Annotated in this window: 13 protein-coding genes, 1 tRNA gene and 1 pseudogene (1 of these 15 only partly in view); 8 read left to right on the top strand and 7 right to left on the bottom strand. The window is 73.8% G+C overall.

Going from position 1 to position 18,495, the window contains the following annotated elements; translation table 11 throughout:
* From HMPREF3159_RS11415 to treZ, 4 genes are all read left to right on the top strand, one after another.
* Nucleotides 1–32: transfer RNA gene (locus HMPREF3159_RS11415), tRNA-OTHER, on the top strand; it begins 49 nt to the left of the window's first position.
* A 133-nt stretch (nucleotides 33–165) separates the two neighbouring features.
* Nucleotides 166–2,331, top strand: coding sequence for a glycogen debranching protein GlgX (gene glgX, locus HMPREF3159_RS11410; RefSeq protein ID WP_070501126.1), 2,166 nt, complete (start codon nucleotides 166–168; stop codon nucleotides 2,329–2,331).
* A gap of 23 nt (nucleotides 2,332–2,354) precedes the next feature.
* Complete coding sequence (treY, locus tag HMPREF3159_RS11405) at nucleotides 2,355–4,982, top strand: malto-oligosyltrehalose synthase (RefSeq protein WP_070501125.1); 2,628 nt, start codon at nucleotides 2,355–2,357, stop codon at nucleotides 4,980–4,982.
* Nucleotides 4,979–6,787 carry a malto-oligosyltrehalose trehalohydrolase gene (treZ, locus tag HMPREF3159_RS11400; protein WP_070501124.1) on the top strand — a complete coding sequence of 603 codons (1,809 nt, stop codon included), beginning with the start codon at nucleotides 4,979–4,981 and terminating at the stop codon, nucleotides 6,785–6,787. Before treY ends, treZ begins: the two co-directional genes overlap by 4 nt.
* Here the strand turns inward: treZ and zapE are convergent.
* A complete protein-coding gene (gene zapE / locus HMPREF3159_RS11395) occupies nucleotides 6,777–7,847 on the bottom strand; it encodes a cell division protein ZapE (RefSeq protein ID WP_070501132.1) in 1,071 nt (356 codons plus the stop codon). The genes treZ and zapE overlap by 11 nt on opposite strands.
* A 114-nt stretch (nucleotides 7,848–7,961) precedes the next feature.
* Here zapE and HMPREF3159_RS11390 point away from each other — a divergent pair, with 114 nt between their 5' ends.
* On the top strand, nucleotides 7,962–8,711 hold the full coding sequence (locus HMPREF3159_RS11390) for a dihydrofolate reductase family protein (protein WP_070501123.1): 750 nt from the start codon (nucleotides 7,962–7,964) through the stop codon (nucleotides 8,709–8,711).
* A gap of 72 nt (nucleotides 8,712–8,783) precedes the next feature.
* On the opposite strand, the gene HMPREF3159_RS11385 is transcribed toward HMPREF3159_RS11390, so the two are convergent.
* Complete coding sequence (locus HMPREF3159_RS11385) at nucleotides 8,784–10,139, bottom strand: alpha/beta hydrolase family protein (RefSeq protein WP_070501122.1); 1,356 nt, start codon at nucleotides 10,137–10,139, stop codon at nucleotides 8,784–8,786.
* A gap of 124 nt (nucleotides 10,140–10,263) precedes the next feature.
* Here HMPREF3159_RS11385 and msrB point away from each other — a divergent pair, with 124 nt between their 5' ends.
* The 3 genes from msrB to HMPREF3159_RS11370 are packed head-to-tail and all read left to right on the top strand — an operon-like array spanning nucleotide 10,264 to nucleotide 12,739.
* Nucleotides 10,264–10,704, top strand: coding sequence for a peptide-methionine (R)-S-oxide reductase MsrB (gene msrB / locus HMPREF3159_RS11380; protein WP_070501121.1), 441 nt, complete (start codon nucleotides 10,264–10,266; stop codon nucleotides 10,702–10,704).
* A gap of 50 nt (nucleotides 10,705–10,754) precedes the next feature.
* The gene (locus HMPREF3159_RS11375) at nucleotides 10,755–11,384 is read left to right on the top strand and encodes a DUF3000 domain-containing protein (RefSeq protein ID WP_083305926.1); all 630 of its coding nucleotides are present in this window, start codon (nucleotides 10,755–10,757) and stop codon (nucleotides 11,382–11,384) included.
* Nucleotides 11,381–12,739 (top strand): ribonuclease D, encoded by a 1,359-nt coding sequence (locus tag HMPREF3159_RS11370; protein WP_083305925.1) that lies wholly within the window; start codon nucleotides 11,381–11,383, stop codon nucleotides 12,737–12,739. The genes HMPREF3159_RS11375 and HMPREF3159_RS11370 overlap by 4 nt, the downstream gene beginning before the upstream one ends.
* 17 nt (nucleotides 12,740–12,756) lie before the next feature.
* On the opposite strand, the gene HMPREF3159_RS11365 is transcribed toward HMPREF3159_RS11370, so the two are convergent.
* From HMPREF3159_RS11365 to HMPREF3159_RS11345, 5 genes and pseudogenes are all read right to left on the bottom strand, one after another.
* Nucleotides 12,757–13,425, bottom strand: coding sequence for an NUDIX domain-containing protein (locus tag HMPREF3159_RS11365; protein WP_070501120.1), 669 nt, complete (start codon nucleotides 13,423–13,425; stop codon nucleotides 12,757–12,759).
* A gap of 65 nt (nucleotides 13,426–13,490) precedes the next feature.
* A complete protein-coding gene (locus HMPREF3159_RS11360) occupies nucleotides 13,491–15,296 on the bottom strand; it encodes a CTP synthase (RefSeq protein WP_070501119.1) in 1,806 nt (601 codons plus the stop codon).
* Between the two features lie 11 nt (nucleotides 15,297–15,307).
* Nucleotides 15,308–16,363, bottom strand: a complete 1,056-nt coding sequence (locus HMPREF3159_RS11355; protein ID WP_070501118.1) for a glycosyltransferase — start codon at nucleotides 16,361–16,363, stop codon at nucleotides 15,308–15,310.
* Complete coding sequence (locus tag HMPREF3159_RS11350; RefSeq protein WP_070501117.1) at nucleotides 16,363–18,192, bottom strand: lipid II flippase MurJ; 1,830 nt, start codon at nucleotides 18,190–18,192, stop codon at nucleotides 16,363–16,365. Before HMPREF3159_RS11350 ends, HMPREF3159_RS11355 begins: the two co-directional genes overlap by 1 nt.
* Nucleotides 18,189–18,495: pseudogene (locus HMPREF3159_RS11345) on the bottom strand (hypothetical protein); the annotation flags it as partial. The gene HMPREF3159_RS11350 and the pseudogene HMPREF3159_RS11345, both read right to left, overlap by 4 nt.

Raw genomic sequence — 18,495 nt, 5'->3', positions numbered from 1 at the left:
GGTCACTGGTTCGATCCCAGTATCGCCCACCATGCAAGGCCCCGGCTCCGGCCGGGGCCTTTCTCGTTCCCCGCCGTCGGGCGGTCGCCCACCCCGGAGCATCACGATCGGGCCCGCCGCGCCGTGCCCAGGCCCCTTCGCGCTCGCGCGCACTACTGTGGGGCCATGCAGATCTGGACAGGTAAGTCGTATCCCCTCGGCGCCACGTTCGACGGCTCGGGCACCAACTTCGCACTCTTCTCCGAGGCGGCCGAGCGGGTGGAGCTGTGCCTGTTCGACGAGGACGGCGCCGAGCGGCGCATCGACGTCACCGAGGTCGACGCCTACGTGTGGCACGTCTACCTCCCCTCGGTCCAGCCCGGACAGCGCTACGGCTATCGCGTGCACGGGCCGTTCGACCCCGCCGCGGGCCTGCGCTGCGACCCCTCGAAGCTGCTGCTGGACCCGTACGCGAAGGCGATCGCCGGGATGGCCAGCAACCATCCCTCGCTGTACAGCTACGACTTCGAGGACCCCGAGAAGCGCAACACCGAGGACTCCGCCGCCCACACCATGCACTCGGTCGTGGTCTCCCCCTTCTTCGACTGGGGCAACGACCATCCGCCCGCGCACGAGTACCACGACACCGTGATCTACGAAGCGCACGTCAAGGGCCTGACGATGCTGCACCCGGAGATCGACGACAGCATCCGCGGCACCTACGTCGCGATGGGCCATCCCGCCGTGATCGAGCACCTCAAGGAGCTGGGCGTCACCGCGGTCGAGCTGATGCCGGTCCACCAGTTCGTGCAGGACGGCCATCTCGTCGAGAAGGGGCTGCGCAACTACTGGGGCTACAACACGATCGGGTTCTTCGCCCCGCACAACGAGTACGCCTATGCGGGCGATCTGGGACAGCAGGTCCAGGAGTTCAAGCAGATGGTCAAGAACCTCCACGAGGCGGGCATCGAGGTCATCCTCGACGTGGTCTACAACCACACCGCCGAGGGGAACCACCTGGGCCCCACCCTGTGCTTCCGCGGCATCGACAACAGCGCCTACTACCGCCTGGTCGAGGGCGACGAGGCGCACTACTACGACACCACCGGCACCGGGAACTCGCTGCTGATGCGCACCCCGCACGTGCTGCAGCTGATCATGGACTCGCTGCGCTACTGGGTGACCGAGATGCACGTGGACGGCTTCCGCTTCGACCTCGCCTCGACCCTCGCGCGCGAGCTGCACGAGGTGGACCGGCTCTCCGCCTTCTTCGACATCATCCAGCAGGACCCGATCATCTCCCAGGTCAAGCTCATCGCCGAGCCGTGGGACCTGGGCGAGGGCGGCTACCAGGTGGGCGGCTTCCCGCCGCTGTGGTCGGAGTGGAACGGCCGCTATCGCGACTCGGTGCGGGACTTCCACCGCTCGGAGCCGGGCACCGTCGGCGACTTCACCTCGCGCCTGGCCGGCAGCTCGGACCTCTACCAGCACACCGGCCGCACACCGATCGCGTCGATCAACTTCGTCACCGCCCACGACGGGTTCACGATGCGGGACCTCGTCTCCTACAACGAGCGGCACAACGAGGCCAATCTGGAGGGCGGCGGTGACGGCGAGAGCCACAACCGCTCCTGGAACTCGGGCGTCGAGGGCGACACCGACGACGAGGCCGTGCTCGCCCTGCGCAAGCGCAGGGCCAAGAACCTCATGGCCACGCTGCTGGTCAGCCAGGGCGTGCCGATGATCCTGCACGGCGACGAGATGGGACGCACCCAGCAGGGCAACAACAACACCTACTGCCAGGACAACGAGCTGTCGTGGGTGCACTGGGACCTCGACGAGCACCAGGAGGAGATGCTCTGGTTCACCCAGCGCATGATCGCCCTGCGCCGCGAGCACCCGATCTTCCGCCGGCGCCGCTTCCTGCAGGGCGTGGTCCGCGAGGACGCCGGCTCCGTGCTCAAGGACGTGGAGTGGCTGGGCACCGACGGGGAGCCGATGACCGAGGAGGAGTGGAACGATCCTCAGAACAAGTGCCTGACCATGTTCCTCAACGGCTCCGCGATCCCCGAGTCCAATTCCCGCGGCGAACGGATCGAGGGCGACTCGGCGCTGGTGGTGTTCAACGCCTCCGGCAACGACGTCGACTTCGTGCTGCCCGGCGAGGAGTACGGCGCCGAGTGGGAGGTCGTGCTCGGCACGGGCGACACCATCGACGTCGGCTCCGTCTTCGACCCCGGCCAGCAGGTCGTCCGCCCCGGCCATTCGATGCTGATCCTCATGCGTCCCCCGGAGACGGGCGAGGACGAGGAGCGCGCCGCGGACGAGCTCGAGCGCACGGTCCGCGCCTGACCCCCGAGAAGGAGAGCCCCGCAGTGAGTCTCGAGACCGGTCCCCGTCCCACGACCCGGGAGACGCCGTCCCGGCGCTCCCGACCCGCCGTCACCGGGGCCCAGCCCGCGGTGCACCGGGTCCCGACCTCGACCTACCGCCTGCAGCTGCACGCCGGCTTCACCGCCGACGACGCGGCGGAGATCGTGCCCTATCTCGCCAGGCTCGGCGTGGGGCACCTGTTCTGCTCCCCCGTGCTGCAGGCCGCGCCCGGCTCGACCCACGGCTACGACGTCGTGGACCACACCCGCATCGGCGGGGAGATCGGCGGGGAGGAGGCGCTGCGCCGCCTCGCCGAGGCCGCCCACGCCCACGGGATGGGGATCGTCGTGGACGTCGTCCCCAACCACATGTCGATCCCGACCCCGATCTGGCACAACCGGGCACTGTGGTCGGTGCTGCGCGACGGCCCCGCCTCCCCCTTCGCCGACTGGTTCGACCTCGAGCTCTCCGGCGAGCGCTCGGTGCTCGTGCCGGTGCTGGGACGGCCCATCGGCGCGGTCCTCGCCGACGGGGAGATCACGATGGGCGCCGAGCAGGTCCCGCAGGCCGACGGGTCGGTCGCCGAGGAGACCGTGGTGCGCTACTACGACCACGTGCTGCCCGTCGCCGCAGGCACCGAGCACCTCGGGCTCGCCGATCTGCTGGACCGCCAGTGGTACCGGCTCGCGTACTGGAAGGTCTCCGACGAGGAGCTGAACTACCGGCGCTTCTTCGACGTGGACACCCTCGCCGCGGTGCGGGTCGAGGACCCCGCCGTGTTCGAGGCGACCCATCGCACGCTCCTGCGTCTGCAGGGCGAGGGCGTGATCGACGGCTACCGGATCGACCATCCCGACGGCCTCTCCGATCCTCGCGGCTACCTGCGGGATCTCGAGCGCGCCACCGACGGGGCCTGGACCGTGATCGAGAAGATCCTCGAGGGCGACGAGCACCTGCCCGGCGACTTCCCCTGCGCGGGCACGACCGGCTACGACGCGCTGTGGCGGGTGACGGGGCTGTTCCACGACCCGCACGGCGCGCTGGGCCTGACCCATCTGTGGCAGCGGCGCACCGGCGACCTGCGCCCCTTCGAGGAGGTCGCCGCCGAGTCCACGGACCTCGTGGTCACCACCAGCCTGTGGGCCGAGATCGAACGGCTGACCGCGCTGATCCACGGGATCTGCCAGGACGACATCCGCCTGCGCGACACCACGCGGCGCAACATCCAGAAGGTCGTCGTCGCGCTGCTGACCTCGATGGACCGCTACCGCGCCTACATCGTCCCGGGCGAGCCCGCCCCCGGCGCCGAGCGGGCCGTGATCGAGCAGGCCGCGGCGCGGGCACTGGCCCGGCTCGGGGACGACGAGGACCTCGCCGCGACCCTCGAGCTGGTCGTCGCCCTGGTGTGCGGGGACGAGGCGGGCAGCGCGGGGCGCAGCCGCAGCGCCGAGCGCGACGAGGTCGTGGTCCGCTTCGCGCAGACCTGCGGCCCCGTCCACGCCAAGGGGCTCGAGGACACCGCGTTCTACCGCTACACCCGCTTCCTGGCCGTGAACGAGGTGGGTTCGGACCCGGAGCGGATCGGGGTCGAGTCGGATGTGCTGCACGACCACGCCCTGCACATGGTGCGCACCCGGCCCGATGCGATGACCACCCTGTCCACCCACGACACCAAGCGCAGCGAGGACGTGCGGGCGCGCCTGGCCGTCCTCACCGAGCAGCCGCTCGAGTGGGCGCTGGTGGTGCAGGACCTGGATCGGGCGACCTCCGCGCATCGCGGCGACCGGGTCGACGGGGCGATCGAGCTGCTGCTGTGGCAGACCCTGGCCGCCTGCTGGGAGCTGCCCGGCTCCGGGGCCGCGCCGCTGGACGCGGACCGGCTCGAGGGCTATCTCGCCAAGGCGATGCGCGAGGCGAAGACCCACACCACCTGGACCGAGCAGGACGCCGAGTACGAGCGCGAGGTGCAGGCCCTGGGGCGAGCGGCTCTGGAGTCCGAGGAGGTCGCCGTGATCCTTGCCGACTGGACCCGGCGCACGGCCGCCGTGCAGCGCGCAGCGATCCTCGGCCAGAAGCTCGTGCAGCTCACGATGCCCGGCGTGCCCGACGTCTACCAGGGCAACGAGAGCGTGGACCTCTCCCTGGTGGACCCCGACAACCGCCGCGAGGTGGACCACGCCGCGCACGCCGCCCGCCTCGGACGGATGATCGAGGGCGCCCGTCCCGAGGGGATCGGCGACGAGAAGCTGTGGCTTACCCACCGTGCGCTGGTGCTGCGCCGGGAGCGGCCGGACCTGTTCCAGGGCCGGGACGCCGCCTACCACCCGCTGCCCACCACGACCGGCCATGCCGTCGCCTTCGGCCGCGCGTGCGGTGAGGGACCGGTCGAGGTGGTCACCGTCGTCACCCGGCTCGCGCACGGACTCGCCCAGCGCGGCGGCTGGGGCGAGAGCCGGATCGGCCTGCCCGAGGGCCGCTGGCGCGACGTGCTCGGCGGCGCGGAGCACGAGGGCGGGATGGTCCCGCTGGTCGAGCTGCTGGACGACAGCCCCGTCGCGCTGCTGGTGCGCGTCGGCGCCACCCCGACCGGCGCCCTGCCGGTCCCCCACCCCCTTGAGGAGACGCGATGACCGCCGCACCGCAGCCCCCGACCCCGCTCGGCGGGATAGACCGCTATCGCGTGTGGGCCCCGTCGGCCGACGCCGTGGAGATCCGCGTGGACGGGACCGTGCACACCATGGCCCCGGCCGAGGAGGGATGGTTCGAGCTCTCGGGCCCGGCGCCCGTGGCGGGGGCGCGCTATGCCTTCCGCCTCGACGACGGTGAGCTGTGGCTTCCGGATCCCCGGTCGCTGTCCCAGCCGGACGGCGTCCACGCCGCGAGCGAGGTCGTCGACGCGCAGGCGCTCGCGCCGTCACCGGGATGGGAGGGCAGGGACCTGCGCGGGGCCGTGCTCTACGAGCTGCACGTGGGCACCTTCGCCCCGGGCCCGGACGGCGCCGGCGGCACCCTCGACACCGCGATCGAGCGGCTCGACGCTCTGGTCGAGCTCGGCGTGGACGCGGTCGAGCTGATGCCGCTGGCGACCTTCCCCGGCGAGCGCGGCTGGGGCTACGACGGGGTGGGGCTGTACGCCGTGCACTCCGCCTACGGCGGGCCGGAGGCGCTGGCCCGCTTCGTGCACGCCGCCCATGACCGCGGCCTCGCCGTCGTGCTCGACGTGGTCCACAACCACCTGGGTCCCTCGGGGAACTACCTGGGCATGTTCGGCCCGTACTTCACGGACCGCCACGAGACGCCCTGGGGCGAGGCGGTGAACCTCGACCAGCCCGGCTCCCGCCAGGTGCGCGACTTCCTGCTGGGCAGCGCCCGGCAGTGGCTGGTGGAGCTGGGGCTGGACGGGCTGCGGCTGGATGCGGTGCACGAGCTGAAGGACGACTCCTCCCCGCACTTCCTCGCCGAGCTCGCCGGCGCCGTCGCCGCCTGGCAGGAGGAGACCGGGCGCCCCTTCTCCCTGATCGCCGAATCGGATCGCAACCAGCCCGCGACCGTCACACCGACGGGCGCGGGCGGCCTGGGGATGGACATGCAGTGGGCCGACGACGTGCACCACGCCGTGCACGCCTGGGCCACCGGCGAGCGCGCCGGCTACTACGCCGACTTCGGCGACGCCGACGCGCTCGCCGCCGTGCTGCCGGGGATCTTCCTGCACGCCGGCACGTACTCGAGCTTCCGCGGCCGGGTGTGGGGCGCGCCGGTGGACCCCGCCTCCCCCGACTACGACGGCCACTCCTTCGTCACCTTCCTGCAGGACCACGACCAGGTCGGCAACCGCGCCGCCGGCGACCGGATCCACCACGGCATATCCTCGGGCGCGCATGCCGCCGCGATCGCGCTGATCCTGCTGGGCCCGGGCACGCCGATGCTCTTCCAGGGCGAGGAATGGGCGGCCTCGACCCCCTTCGCCTTCTTCACCGACCACGACGACGAGCTCGGGCCCCTGGTCAGCGCCGGCCGCGCCGAGGAGTTCGCGGCGATGGGATGGTCCGCGGAGGTGCCCGACCCGCAGCAGCGCTCGACCTTCGTCGGCTCGCAGCTGCGCTGGGAGGAGCGCACCGAGGGCGAGCACGGGCGGATGCTCGAGTGGTACCGGGAGCTGATCGCGCTGCGCCGCGCGCACGAGGCGCTGCGCTCGGGCGATCTGGCCGCGACCCGCGTCGAGGTGCTCGCCGAGGAGACGGTGCTGATGCATCGCGGGGAGCTCTCGGTGCTCGCCCACCGCGGCCCGGGCGCGCTCGCCGCGGCCGACGGGCGGGTGCTCCACGCCGAGGAGGTGCTGGGCTCCTTCGGGCCGCTCCGTCACGGACAGGACGGGGGCGTGCACCTGGACGGTGCGGGAGCGGCCGTGCTGAGCGGGGCGCGCCTCAGCGGCTGAGGACGAGGCCGTCCCGGGCGAGGGAGGCCAGGCGCGACAGTGCCCGGAGGTACTTCTTGCGGTACCCGGAGCGCAGCAGCTCGGCGGAGAACAGGTCCTCGAGCACACCGTCCCCGGGCTCGCTCGCCGCGGCCCGGCCGTCGGCCTCCGCGCCGCCCGCGGGGGCGAGGGAGAGGAGCACCGGGACCTCCCGGTCGTAGAGCCGGTCCACGAGCACCACGAAGCGCAGCGCGTCGTGGTGGTGCGTGAGCCCGTGCACCCCGGTGAGGTGCGCGGCGGCGACCTCGTCGATCAGGGCGCCGTAGCGGGAGGGGTGGACGAGCATGAGATGAGCGACCAGCTCGTCGAAGCCGTCGAGGGTCGCGCCGTCCTGCGCCGCGGCGTGCTCGCGCACCTCCTGCTCGGGCAGGGCGGAGATCTCGGCGACCCCGTCGCGGCGCCGGTAGTCCTCGCCGTCGATCCGCAGCACCTCGAAGCGCTCGGCCATCGCCTGGATCTCTCGCAGGAAGTCCTGGGCGGCGAAGCGACCCTCGCCGAGCGCGTCGGGGAGGGTGTTGGAGGTCGCGACGATGGAGACGCCTCGGTCGGAGAGCTCCCGGATCAGCCGCGTCATGAGCAGGGTGTCGCCGGGGTCGTCGAGCTCGAACTCGTCGATGCAGACCAGGCGCGAGGCCCCCAGCAGGTCCACGGCCTTCTGGAAGCCGAGCGCGCCGACCAGGTCGGTGTACTCCACGAAGGTGCCGTAGACCTTCTCCCCCTCGACCGCGTGGAAGAGCGAGGTGAGCAGGTGGGTCTTGCCCACGCCGAAGCCGCCGTCGAGGTAGATGCCGCGGGCCGCCTCGCTGCGTCGGCGCAGCCGGGAGAGGAATCCGCCGCGCGGCCGGTCGAGGGCGGCGGCGAAGGCGGAGACGCGCTCCTTGGCCTCCTGCTGGGAGGGGTGCGCGGGGTCGGGGACGTAGTTCTCCAGGCGCGCCTGGGCGAAGCGGGGCGGGGGCACGAGGTCCGCGAGCAGTCGTTCGAGGGTCGGTTCGGGGCGACGGTCGCAGAGGGAGTCGGTCACGCCGGTCAGTCTAGGGGCGCATCCCGCACCGCGTGCCGTGCCCCGGGCGGTTCCCCGGTGCGCGATGATCGAGGACACACCTCTGCCCTCCATGCCCTGTGCGAAGGAGTCCCCGTGCACCTGCTGCTGCGCGACGGCGCCCCGCTGCCCTCCACCGTGCCCGTCCCGGCCGACGCCGAGGGCGCCCGCGCGCTCGCCGCGCTGTACGCCGCCCCGGAGCTCCCGCCGGGCGCCGTGCACGTGCGCGCGATGATGACCACCACGATCGACGGCGCGATCGCGGGGGCCGACGGGACCTCCGGCTCGCTCCACGACCCCGACGACTCGTTCCTGTTCTCCGTGCTGCGGGCGCTCGCCGACGTGGTGCTCGTGGGGGCGGCGACCGTGCGGGCGGAGGACTACCGAAGCGTGCGCGGCCGCACGGACCTGCTGCGGCCCTCCCTCCGGCCCGGCGGCGCCCCGCGACCTGCGCTCGCGATCTGGTCGCGCAGCGGGGAGCTGCCGGACTACGTCGACCCCGATCAGCCGACCTACCTGCTCACCCCGTCGGCCGGGGCGAAGGACGCCGCGCGCCGCTCGGGCCTGCCCGCCGCCCAGGTGCTCGCCGCCGACTCCCCGCTGGAGGCGGTCGAGGCGCTCGCCGCCCGGGGGATGCGGCTGATCCAGGCCGAGGGCGGACCGTCGACCCTCGCCCGGCTGGCGGAGGCGGAGCTGCTGGACGAGCTGTGCTTCACCACCGCGCACCGCACCGTCGGCGGCCCCTCCCCGCGCGTGCTCGACGGCGCCCCGCACCAGACGCGCTGGACGCTGGAGTCCCTGCTGCTGGGCGAGGGCGCGACGCTGTCGCGCTATCGGCGCTCCTGAGCACGCCCGGTCCAGGCGCGGTCGGAGTGCGAAGGGTCAGGGCACGGTCGGTGCCCGGAGGGGGCCGATCGCTCAGAGACGCAGCCCGATCGATCCCTCGAGCGCGGGTGCGGCGGGATCGCGCACCGGCACCTCGAGCGCGGCGGCCTGCTCCCCCAGACCGAGCGCATCGCCGAGGAAGTCGGCCAGCAGCCGCTCGTACCGGGCCGGGTCGCGATTCCACTCGCGGGTGTGGGAGGCGCCCTCGAAGGGCTCGAACTCGATCAGGTCCGGCCGCAGCGCGGCGAGATGCCGGCTCGGGGCGGGCGGCACCGTCGCATCGTCCAGGGCGTGGAAGAGGAGGGTGCGGTGGCGCAGGTGACGGCCGTAGTAGGCGGGGGTCATCTCGTGCAGCGCCAGCGGCTCGTGCAGGCGCACCATCCGCGCCCCGATGCTCGAGGTCATCATCCACAGCGCGAGCCGCCGCATCGGGGCGGGAGCCTTCAGCGCGGTGGCGTGGTAGACGAGGATGTCCTGCCAGTCCACGGCCGGGGAGTCGAGCACGAGGGCCTCGATGAGGTCGCGGTGGGCCGAGCGCACGGAGGTGCGCAGCACGATCCCCCCGCCCATCGACCAGCCCACCAGCACGAGGCGCCGGGCGCCCTGGGCCACCGCGTACTCGATCGCCGCCTCGGTGTCCTCCCACTCGGCCGAGCCCAGATGGTGCATCCGGTCCGCGGAGGCGGGGGCGCCGACGTCGTTGCGGTAGGTGATGGTGAGACTGGTCAGCCCCAGCCGGTGCAGGAGCGGGATCACGCGGAGCGCCTCGCCGCGGGCGGAGCCGTGGCCGTGCACCAGGATCGCCCAGGTGTCCTCCTGCCCCGGCGCGGACCCCTCGGCCTCGTCGGGCCGCACGAGCCACGCCGGCATCGGGCCGACGGGCGAGCTGATCTCCACCTCCTCCGTCCCCAGCCCGTGCGCCGTCTGCGGCGTGCCGGCCCAGAAGAAGCCGTTGGACGTCGCCCGGTCCACGAGGAGCGGCTCGTCGGTGTCGCGGGCGAGCAGCGGCCGGGAGACGGTGGTCTGCGTGGGGTGATCGTCGACCGGTCCGAGCCGCACGTGCACGGTCCCGCCGGACTGGCGCAGCGCCAGCAGCCCGTCGCGGCGCGTGGTCGCGGAGGCGTCGAGGTGCACCCGGTCGGGGTGGACGGCGCGGACGGTGACGTCCGGCCGCCCGCGCAGGCTCTCCCGCGGCACCAGCGGCAGTCGGGCCATGACCCGGGCGCCGACGGTGAGCAGCCCTGCGCTGAGCGCGAACGCCCCGGCGGCCCCGGTGATCCCGTAGCCCGCCACGTGGGACCATCGCGCCTGGTCAGGGCGTGCGGCCAGGAGCCGCTCGCGAAGGGTCACAGCCGTGGTCGGGCGGTTCCGGAAGAGGTCGCGCGTCATATCGCGCATCCTATCGACGCACTACCATTGACCCTGAGAACACCCGTCCGCGCCGGCGGCGACGAGCCCGTCCCTGCCGGTCCGCGGCCCCAGGCGGCGCCAGGCGCCGCAGAGCGGAGGCATCATGTCCGCCGATCCCATCGGCACCCGCCCCTACCCGGTCGCTATCAGCGAGGAGGAGTGGCGCGAGCGGCTCTCCCCCGCCGAGTACCAGGTGCTCCGCCAGGGCGGCACCGAGCGCCCCGGCAGCGGCGAGTACGAGGAGGTGCGTCCCGCCGGCACCTACGCCTGCCGCGCCTGCGGCGTCGAGCTGTTCACCGCCGAGACCCAGTTCGACGCCCACTGCGGCTGGCCGGCGTTCTACGCCCCGAGCGACTCCGACGCGGTGGAGCTGCTCGAGGACACCTCCCTCGGCATGCGCCGCATCGAGGTGCGCTGCGCGAACTGCGGCTCGCACCTCGGGCACGTCTTCGAGGGCGAGGGCTTCCCCACCCCCACCGACCAGCGCTACTGCATCAACTCGATCAGCCTGCTGCACAGCGACGACGCCGCCGACCGCGGCTGACCCCGGCGCGCCTGCCGGGCGCACGAGCACGCCGGGGATAGCCTCCCTGCGTGTCCGTCCATCGAATCCGCACCGGCGACGACACCTTCCGCGCCGCCATCGACGTCATGACCAGCGCTCCTCATCGCCCGGAGTTCACATGGCGCACCATCCCGGCCCCATCCCGCATGGCGCCCTCGACGTGGGCCTGCACCGGGGAGATCCTGGTCCATGACGACGAGCTCGCCTCCGGTCGACTGGTGGTCCTGCACGACCCGGCCGGCCAGGAGTCCTGGGACGGCACCTCGAGGATGGTCGCGCTGGTCCAGGCGCAGCTCGAGCCCGAGTTCGCTATCGAGTCGATGCTCGGCGACGTCGCCTGGTCCTGGGTGACCGAGTCCCTCGAGCTGCACGACGCCGAGGCCCGGGAGCTCGGCTGCACGGCGACCCGCGTCGTCTCGCAGTCCTACGGCGCGCTCGCCTCACGGCCCTCCACGGTCGACGTCGAGATGCGGGTGTCGTGGACGCCGGAGCCCTCCGAGGACGGGGACCTCGCCCTCGCCCCGCACTTCGCGGCCTGGACCGCGATGCTCGCCGCCGCCGGGGGGCTGCCCCCGGCGCCCCCGCAGATCTCGGCGATCGCGCCCACCCACCATGCGCGAGCGCCCCGCACCGCGGAGGACGACGGGGAGCTGCGGTGAACGCCGCGAGCGACGCCTCCCCCGCCGATCACGCCGATCCTGCGGCGTCCCGCTCCCGCCGCCGCACCCGCACGCGCGGCCTTCGCCGCCCCCGCCCCCTCGAGACCACGGACAGCGCAGCCAGCACCCAGATGCCCCACGACACCGCCACCACTCCCGCCGCAGGACCCGAGCTGCGGGACCTCACCGCGCCCCGCGACGGCCTCGTGCCCGTGATCGACCGCATCCAGCCGCTGCTGGCCTGGTGCGAGGCGGCGGCCTCCGATCCCGCCGAGCCGGTCGCGGTGGACGCAGAGCGCGCCTCCAGCTACCGCTACAGCTCCCGCGCCTATCTGGTGCAGCTGCGCACCGAGGCGGCCGGGACCGCACTGATCGACCCGCTGGCGTTCACGATGCCGGGCACGCTGCGCACCCTTCTGGCCGAGCGCGAGTGGGTGCTGCATGCGGCCGGGCAGGATCTGCCGAGCCTGGCGGAGCTGGGCCTGCACCCGGGCGGCCTGTTCGACACCGAGCTCGCGGCGCGGCTGCTGGGCATGGAGCGGGTCGGCCTCGGCGCGGTGGTCGAGGACACCCTCGCCCTGCGCCTGGCCAAGGAGCACTCCGCCGCGGACTGGTCGAAGCGGCCGCTGCCGGAGAGCTGGCTGGTCTACGCCGCGCTCGACGTCGAGGTGCTGGTCCAGGTGCGGGACGTGCTGGCGCAGCGCCTCGAGGAGGCCGGCAAGGCGGACTGGGCCGCTCAGGAGTTCGCCCACGAGCGCACCCGCGAGCACGGTCCCACCCGCTCCTCGAGCTGGCGGGGGCTGCACGGCCTGGGCGCCCTGCGCACCGTGCGGCAGCTCGCGGCGGCGCGGGAGATGTGGACCCGCCGCGACGAGCTCGCGAGCGAGGCGGACCTCTCCCCGCACCGGGTGATCAAGGACCGCGACCTCGTCGCCGCCGCGAAGGAGGCGCCGCGCGGGAGGGAGGCCTTCGACCGGGCGCTGCCGTCGAAGATGCGGCACAAGGACCGCTGGTGGCAGGTGGCCCGCTCGGGCATCGAGCTGCCGGCCTCGCACCTGCCGGAGCGCTCCGAGCGCTCCTATCCCCCGCCCCACAAGCTCTGGTCCAAGAAGCATCCCGAGGTGGCCGAGCGCTACCAGGTGGTGCGCGCCGCGGTGAACGAGCGCGCCGAGGATCTCGAGATGCCGCCGGAGAACCTCCTCCAGCCCGCGCTGCTGCGCCAGTGGGTGTGGGAGCACGAGGAGGCCGGGACCGAGTCGGAGGTCGAGCAGGCGCTGCGCGACCTGGGCGCCCGTCCCTGGCAGGCGGAGCAGTCCGCGCCGGTGATCCACCGGGCCCTCGTCGAGTCCGTCTGAGCCCGGGAAGCGCTCGCTCAGTCTCGTCCGGGTCGTTCCATGAACGGCGCGTCGGCGGGTCGCAGCGCGGCCGCGGGTGCTCCCCCGCCGCGCAGCGCCTGCAGGGCGAGCAGCCCGGCGACCGCGGTGCCGTTGGTGATCCTGCCCTCGAGCACTGCGGCGACGGCCTCGTCCAGCGGCACCCAGCGGCGGATCAGCTCCGCCTCCTCGTGGACGCGCTCGAACTCCTCCTCGCTCTCGCGCACGCCCTCGGCGAGGTAGACCCGGATCACCTCGTCGCTGCCTCCCGGGCTCGGGCGGAGATCCACCAGGGTGGACATCCGCACCGGCTCGCAGCCGGCCTCCTCTGCGAGCTCGCGGGCGGCCGCGACATGGGGCGGCTCGCCGGCGAGGTCGAGCAGCCCCGCCGGGATCTCCCACAGCCGATGGCCGACGGGATGGCGGTACTGGCGGATCAGCAGCACCCGGTCGGCCTCGTCCACGGCGAGGACCGCGACGGCGCCGGTGTGTCGGATGTACTCGCGGTCGAAGCGCACGCCCGGCGCGAAGTCGATCGTGTCGCGCACCAGGTCCCACACCATCCCCTCGTGCACCGTGCGGTGCGCGGCGACGGGGCGCTGGTCGGCCTCGTCGCGCAGCGGGTCCTCGCCACCGTGCCGCGGGTGCGTGGTCGTGTCGTCGGTCATCGCCGCTCCGTCCTCGGTCGTCGCGGGCCGCCGAGAGGGGAGGTCCCGGCGCACTCGCGCGGGTCTCAGTCCTGCTGGCCCTGGTCGTCCTCGCGCTCGGCGAGCTCGGGCACGGTCCCGTCGGGCTCCACCTCGAGCAGGCGGGTGGACTTCTGGAGGTCGAGCGCCGCCCCGATCAGGCCCGCGAACAGCGGATGGGCGCGGGTGGGGCGGGACTTCAGCTCGGGATGGGCCTGGGTGCCGATGTAGAAGGGGTGCACGTCTGCGGGCAGCTCCACGAACTCGACCAGGGAGTGGTCCTCGGTCAGCTCGGAGACTCCGGAGATGCGCAGCCCCGCCTGCTCGAGCCGGTCGCGATAGGCGTTGTTGACCTCGTAGCGGTGGCGATGCCGCTCGGCGACCTCGGTGGTGCCGTACACCTCGGCGGCGAGGGAGCCCTCGGCGAGGGTGTGGGCGTAGGAGCCGAGCCGCATGGTGCCGCCCAGGTCCCCGGCGCCGGAGACGATGTCCTCCTGCTCGGCCATGGTCGCGATGACGGGATGGGCGGTGTCGGGGTCGAACTCGGTGGAGTGCGCCCCCGTCAGGCCCAGCTCGGTGCGGGCGTACTCGATCACCATCGACTGCATGCCCAGGCAGAGGCCCAGCGCGGGCAGGCCGTGGGTGCGGGCGTGGCTTAGCGCGCCGACCTTCCCGTCCACGCCGCGCACGCCGAAGCCGCCGGGGACGACGATCGCGTCGACGTCCGCGAGCTGCTCGCGGGCCCCGTCCTCGCTCGCGCACAGGTCCGACTCGACCCAGCGGATCGTGACCTTCGCGCTGTGGTGGAAGCCGCCGGCGCGCAGCGCCTCGGTGACCGAGAGGTATGCGTCGGGCAGGTCGACGTACTTGCCGACCAGGGCGACGGTGACCTCGTAGGCGGGATGCTGGACGCGGCGCAGCAGCTCCTCCCACTGGCTCCAGTCCACGTCGTGGCTGAGCAGGTCCAGCCGCCGGATCGCATAGGCGTCCAGGCCCTCGCCGTGCAGCACGAGCGGGATCTCGTAGATGGAGGGGGCGTCGGCGCAGGTGACGACCGCGTCGATGTCCACGTCGCACATCGAGGAGATCTTCGACTTCACGGAGGCGGGCAGCGCCCGGTCGGCGCGCAGCACGATCGCGTCGGGCTGGATGCCGATGCTGCGCAGTGCGGCGACGGAATGCTGGGTGGGCTTGGTCTTCAGCTCCTGGGACGGGCCGATGAACGGCACCAGGGAGACGTGCACGAAGAACACGTTCTCGCGGCCGATGTCCTGCCGGACCTGGCGCGCGGCCTCGAGGAAGGGCTGGGACTCGATGTCGCCGACGGTGCCGCCGACCTCGGTGATGATCACGTCCACGTCGTCACCGGCCTGGGAGCGCATCGACTCCTTGATCTGGTTGGTGATGTGCGGAATGACCTGCACGGTGTCGCCGAGGTACTCGCCGCGGCGCTCCTTGGCGATCACGGTGGAGTAGACCTGGCCGGTGGTCACGTTCGCGTTCGCGGAGAGGTTCTCGTCGAGGAACCGCTCGTAATGGCCGATGTCGAGGTCGGTCTCGGCGCCGTCCTCGGTGACGAACACCTCGCCGTGCTGGAAGGGGTTCATCGTGCCCGGGTCCACGTTGAGGTACGGGTCGAGCTTCTGCATCGTCACGCGCAGCCCGCGGCTGCGCAGGAGCATCCCGAGGGAGGAAGCGGTCAGTCCCTTGCCGAGGCTGGAGACGACACCGCCGGTGACGAAGATGTGCTTGGTGGTGCCCTCGTTGCGGAAGGGCTTGGCCGATGCGGCCGCCCCGATCCGGGGGATGGGGCCGGTGCCGGTCTGGGGTGCGCTCGCGCTCGTGTCTGCCACGGACGGCCAACCTACCATCGGCGGGGTGCGGGGGCGAGGATCTCCTCGAGCTGGGCCAGGAGATCCTCGGCACGCGGGAGCTCGCGGGCCCGCCGCCGGGAGGCGGTCTCGGCGCGGCGCCGTGCGAGCGGGGCGCGGAGCGTGCTGACCGCCGCGGCGAGCGCCTCCGCGTCACCGACGGGGACCAGGTGCGCGGCCGTTCCGGTGACCCAGCGGGTGCCGCCGGCGTCGGTCGCGACGATCGCGCGGCCGGCCAGGAGCGCCTCCTGGAGGGCGACGGGCTGTCCCTCCCAGCGGGCGGCGGAGAGCACCAGATCGGCGCGGCGCAGCAGGTCGGGGACGTCCTGACGACGGCCGAGCAGGTCGACGGGGAGGTCCTCCGCGCTGATGCGGGCGGCGAGCTCGCGCTCCAGCGGACCGTCGCCGGCGACGAGAATCCGCACCTCCTCGCCGCGCAGCAGGGCCGCCGCGTCGAGCAGGTCGTGCAGCCCCTTCTGCGGGGCGAGCCGGGCGATGACGAGGGCGACGAGGGCCACGGGCGTTCCCGGCCCGGTCGCATCCCGGGCGCCGGTCCCGTCGTTCGCGGAGCGCTGCTCCCCCGCCTCCTCCGGGCGCCGCGGGGCGGGGATCACGGCGTGTCGCACGTCGCGCGCGCCGGCGCGGCGGGCGTCCTCCGCGAGGTCCGGGGAGACGGCGAGCACGGTGTCGGCTCGGCGGGCGAGGAGCCGCAGCAGCGCGGCGCCGATCGCTCGGGCGGGGACCCCGCCGACGGTGCGGTTGTGCAGGGTGACCACGAGCCGGTGCCCGCCCCGGCGGGGCACGGCCAGGGCGGCCAGGGCCCCGGCGCGCAGCCCGTGGGCATGGACGGCGACGGGCTCCCCGGCGCCTCGCACGATCCGGCGCAGCGCCGTCACGGTCGCGGCGTCCTCCCGGGGGCTGGGGCGCTCGCGGATCCGCACCGGCGCCTCGGCGACGCGTCGTCCTGCGCTTTCGAGCAGCGCGAGCTCCTGGTCTACGTGCGCGGCCAGTCCCCCGCTGGCGGTGGGGCGAACGAGCAGGACGCGCATCAGCCCGCCCTCCGCAGGCGTCGCAGCACGCCGACGGCGAGCTCCCGGTCCACCGCGCCGAGCACCGCGGCGGAGAGCACGGCCGCGACCAGCCCGCACAGGATGCCGTAGAGCACGGTGGGCACCTCGCCGGTGTCGACCGTGATCAGCAGACGGCCCAGCAGCAGTCCCGGCACCGCCCCGACGAGCACGGCGACGGGGACCGCGAGGGCGGTGCGGCGCACCTGGCGCTCGTGGCCGCCGTGCTCGAGCAGGTCCCAGATGCGGGAGAGACCGACCAGGCCGCCCACCGCCATGCCGGCCGCGATCGCGAGGGCGAAGGCGGTGGCCGCCTCCGCGGCGGAGCGGGCGGGGCTGGGCAGCACCAGGACGAGCAGGGCGACCAGGGCGATGCCCCAGCCGACCGCGCCGACCATCAGCGCGTCCCGGGCGCGCAGGGCCGCGGAGAGGATGCGGGTGCACTGGGTCGCCACCGCGAAGCCGACCAGCCCGAGCGCGAGGCCCGCGGTCGCGGAGCCCACCCCGGTCGCCTCGGCCCGGTCGATGTGGCGGAAGAACTGGCCGAGCGCCGGGCCGGCCGCGATGAGCATCGCCGCCCCGACCACGGACACGCCGACGACGGTGCGCACCGAGACGGCGGCGACACGGGCGAAGCCGGTGACGTCCCCGACCAGGCGCAGCTCGGACAGGTGCGGGAAGACGGAGGTCACCAGCGGCACCACCAGCACCGCGTAGGGCAGCAGGTAGAGCGCCTGGGCGTACTGGAAGACAGGCAGGGTGCCGACGCCGCCCGCGCGCATGGCCAGCAGCATCACCAGGGCGAGCACGATCTGCTGGGCGCCGACCGCCCCGAGCCCCGCTCCGCCGAGGGCGAGGGCGCGCCGTGCGTGCGCGGCGGGCATGGTCAGCGCGGGGCGGACGCGCAGCCCCGCCCGGGCGGAGGCGATCGCGACGGGCAGCGCCATCACGACGACCCCGGCGGTGGTGCCCCAGCCGAGCCACTGCACGGCGGCGCCGTCGATGGTGGAGACCGTCGCGACCGACGGCACGAGCAGGGCGTAGACGCGATAGGACGCCATCACCACCAGGGAGGACAGCAGCGGCATCATCGCCGGCCAGAGGAAGCGCCGCCGGGCCTGGAGGTAGGCGGCCAGCACGACGGAGACCCCGTAGAACGGCAGCTGGACCGCGAAGATCCGCAGCAGCGTCGCGCCGAGGCCGACGCCGGCCGCCCCGGTCTGGTCCGAGGCGAGCAGCAGCTGAGAGAGCGGCTCGGCGAGGGCGATCACGAGCGCGGCGAGGAGCAGGGTGCCGATCACCGTCCAGGTCAGCAGCGCCGAGATGATCCGGTCGGCGAGCGCCGCACCGGCGGGGACGGGGCGCGTCGGCGAGTCGGGCGAGGAGGCGCTCTGCGGCGACGCCGGTGAGCCGGGGGCCGAGGTCGTGGGCTCCGGCGTCGCCGTGGACGGCTGCGGGACCGCGGTCGTCCCGGCGGCTGGCGCAGGCACGGGCACGTCGGCCGTCCCCTCCGTCTCCTCGGGGTCCCGCTCGGGCACGAGGCCCGCGATGAGCGGCACGACGGCCGCGGCGAGCGCCCCGCCCGCGACGATCTCGAAGAGCACGTTGGGGAGCATGTTGGCGGTGGTGTAGGCGGTGCCCACGTCGCCGGCGCCCACGCTCGCGCCGAACACGAGATAGCGCACGAAGCCCGCGATCCGTGCGAACACGGTGACGATCAGGATGATCCCCGCGCCGCGCAGCACGGAGCGGGCGATGCGGCCGCTGCGGGGCGCGGGCCGTGCCTCCGACGCGGTGTCGGTCCCGTTCATCGTGCCTCCTCCGCGTCGTCCGGGCCGCTGGACGTCCTCGGCGGCTCCGACGGCGCGGCGGGCCCGTCGGTCGTCCCGGGGACGGCGGAGCCGTCCACGGCGCGGGAGGGCACGGGCAGCCGGCCTGCGCGGTCCAGCGCTCGCAGCGCCGGGGTGCGGTCGATGACCGCGCTGAAGCTCACCTGCTCGCTGGCCAGGGTCAGCGCGACGACCCCGCCGAGCAGCGCGAGACGGGCAGGGGGCGGGAGGGTGCGGGTCGCGGCGGCGCCCACGGCGGCGCCGAGCACGTTCGCGCCCGCGTCG

The sequence above is a fragment of the Brachybacterium sp. HMSC06H03 genome (assembly GCF_001807385.1).
Lineage (GTDB): Bacteria > Actinomycetota > Actinomycetes > Actinomycetales > Dermabacteraceae > Brachybacterium > Brachybacterium conglomeratum.
This window is presented reverse-complemented; position numbering and strand designations above follow the sequence as displayed.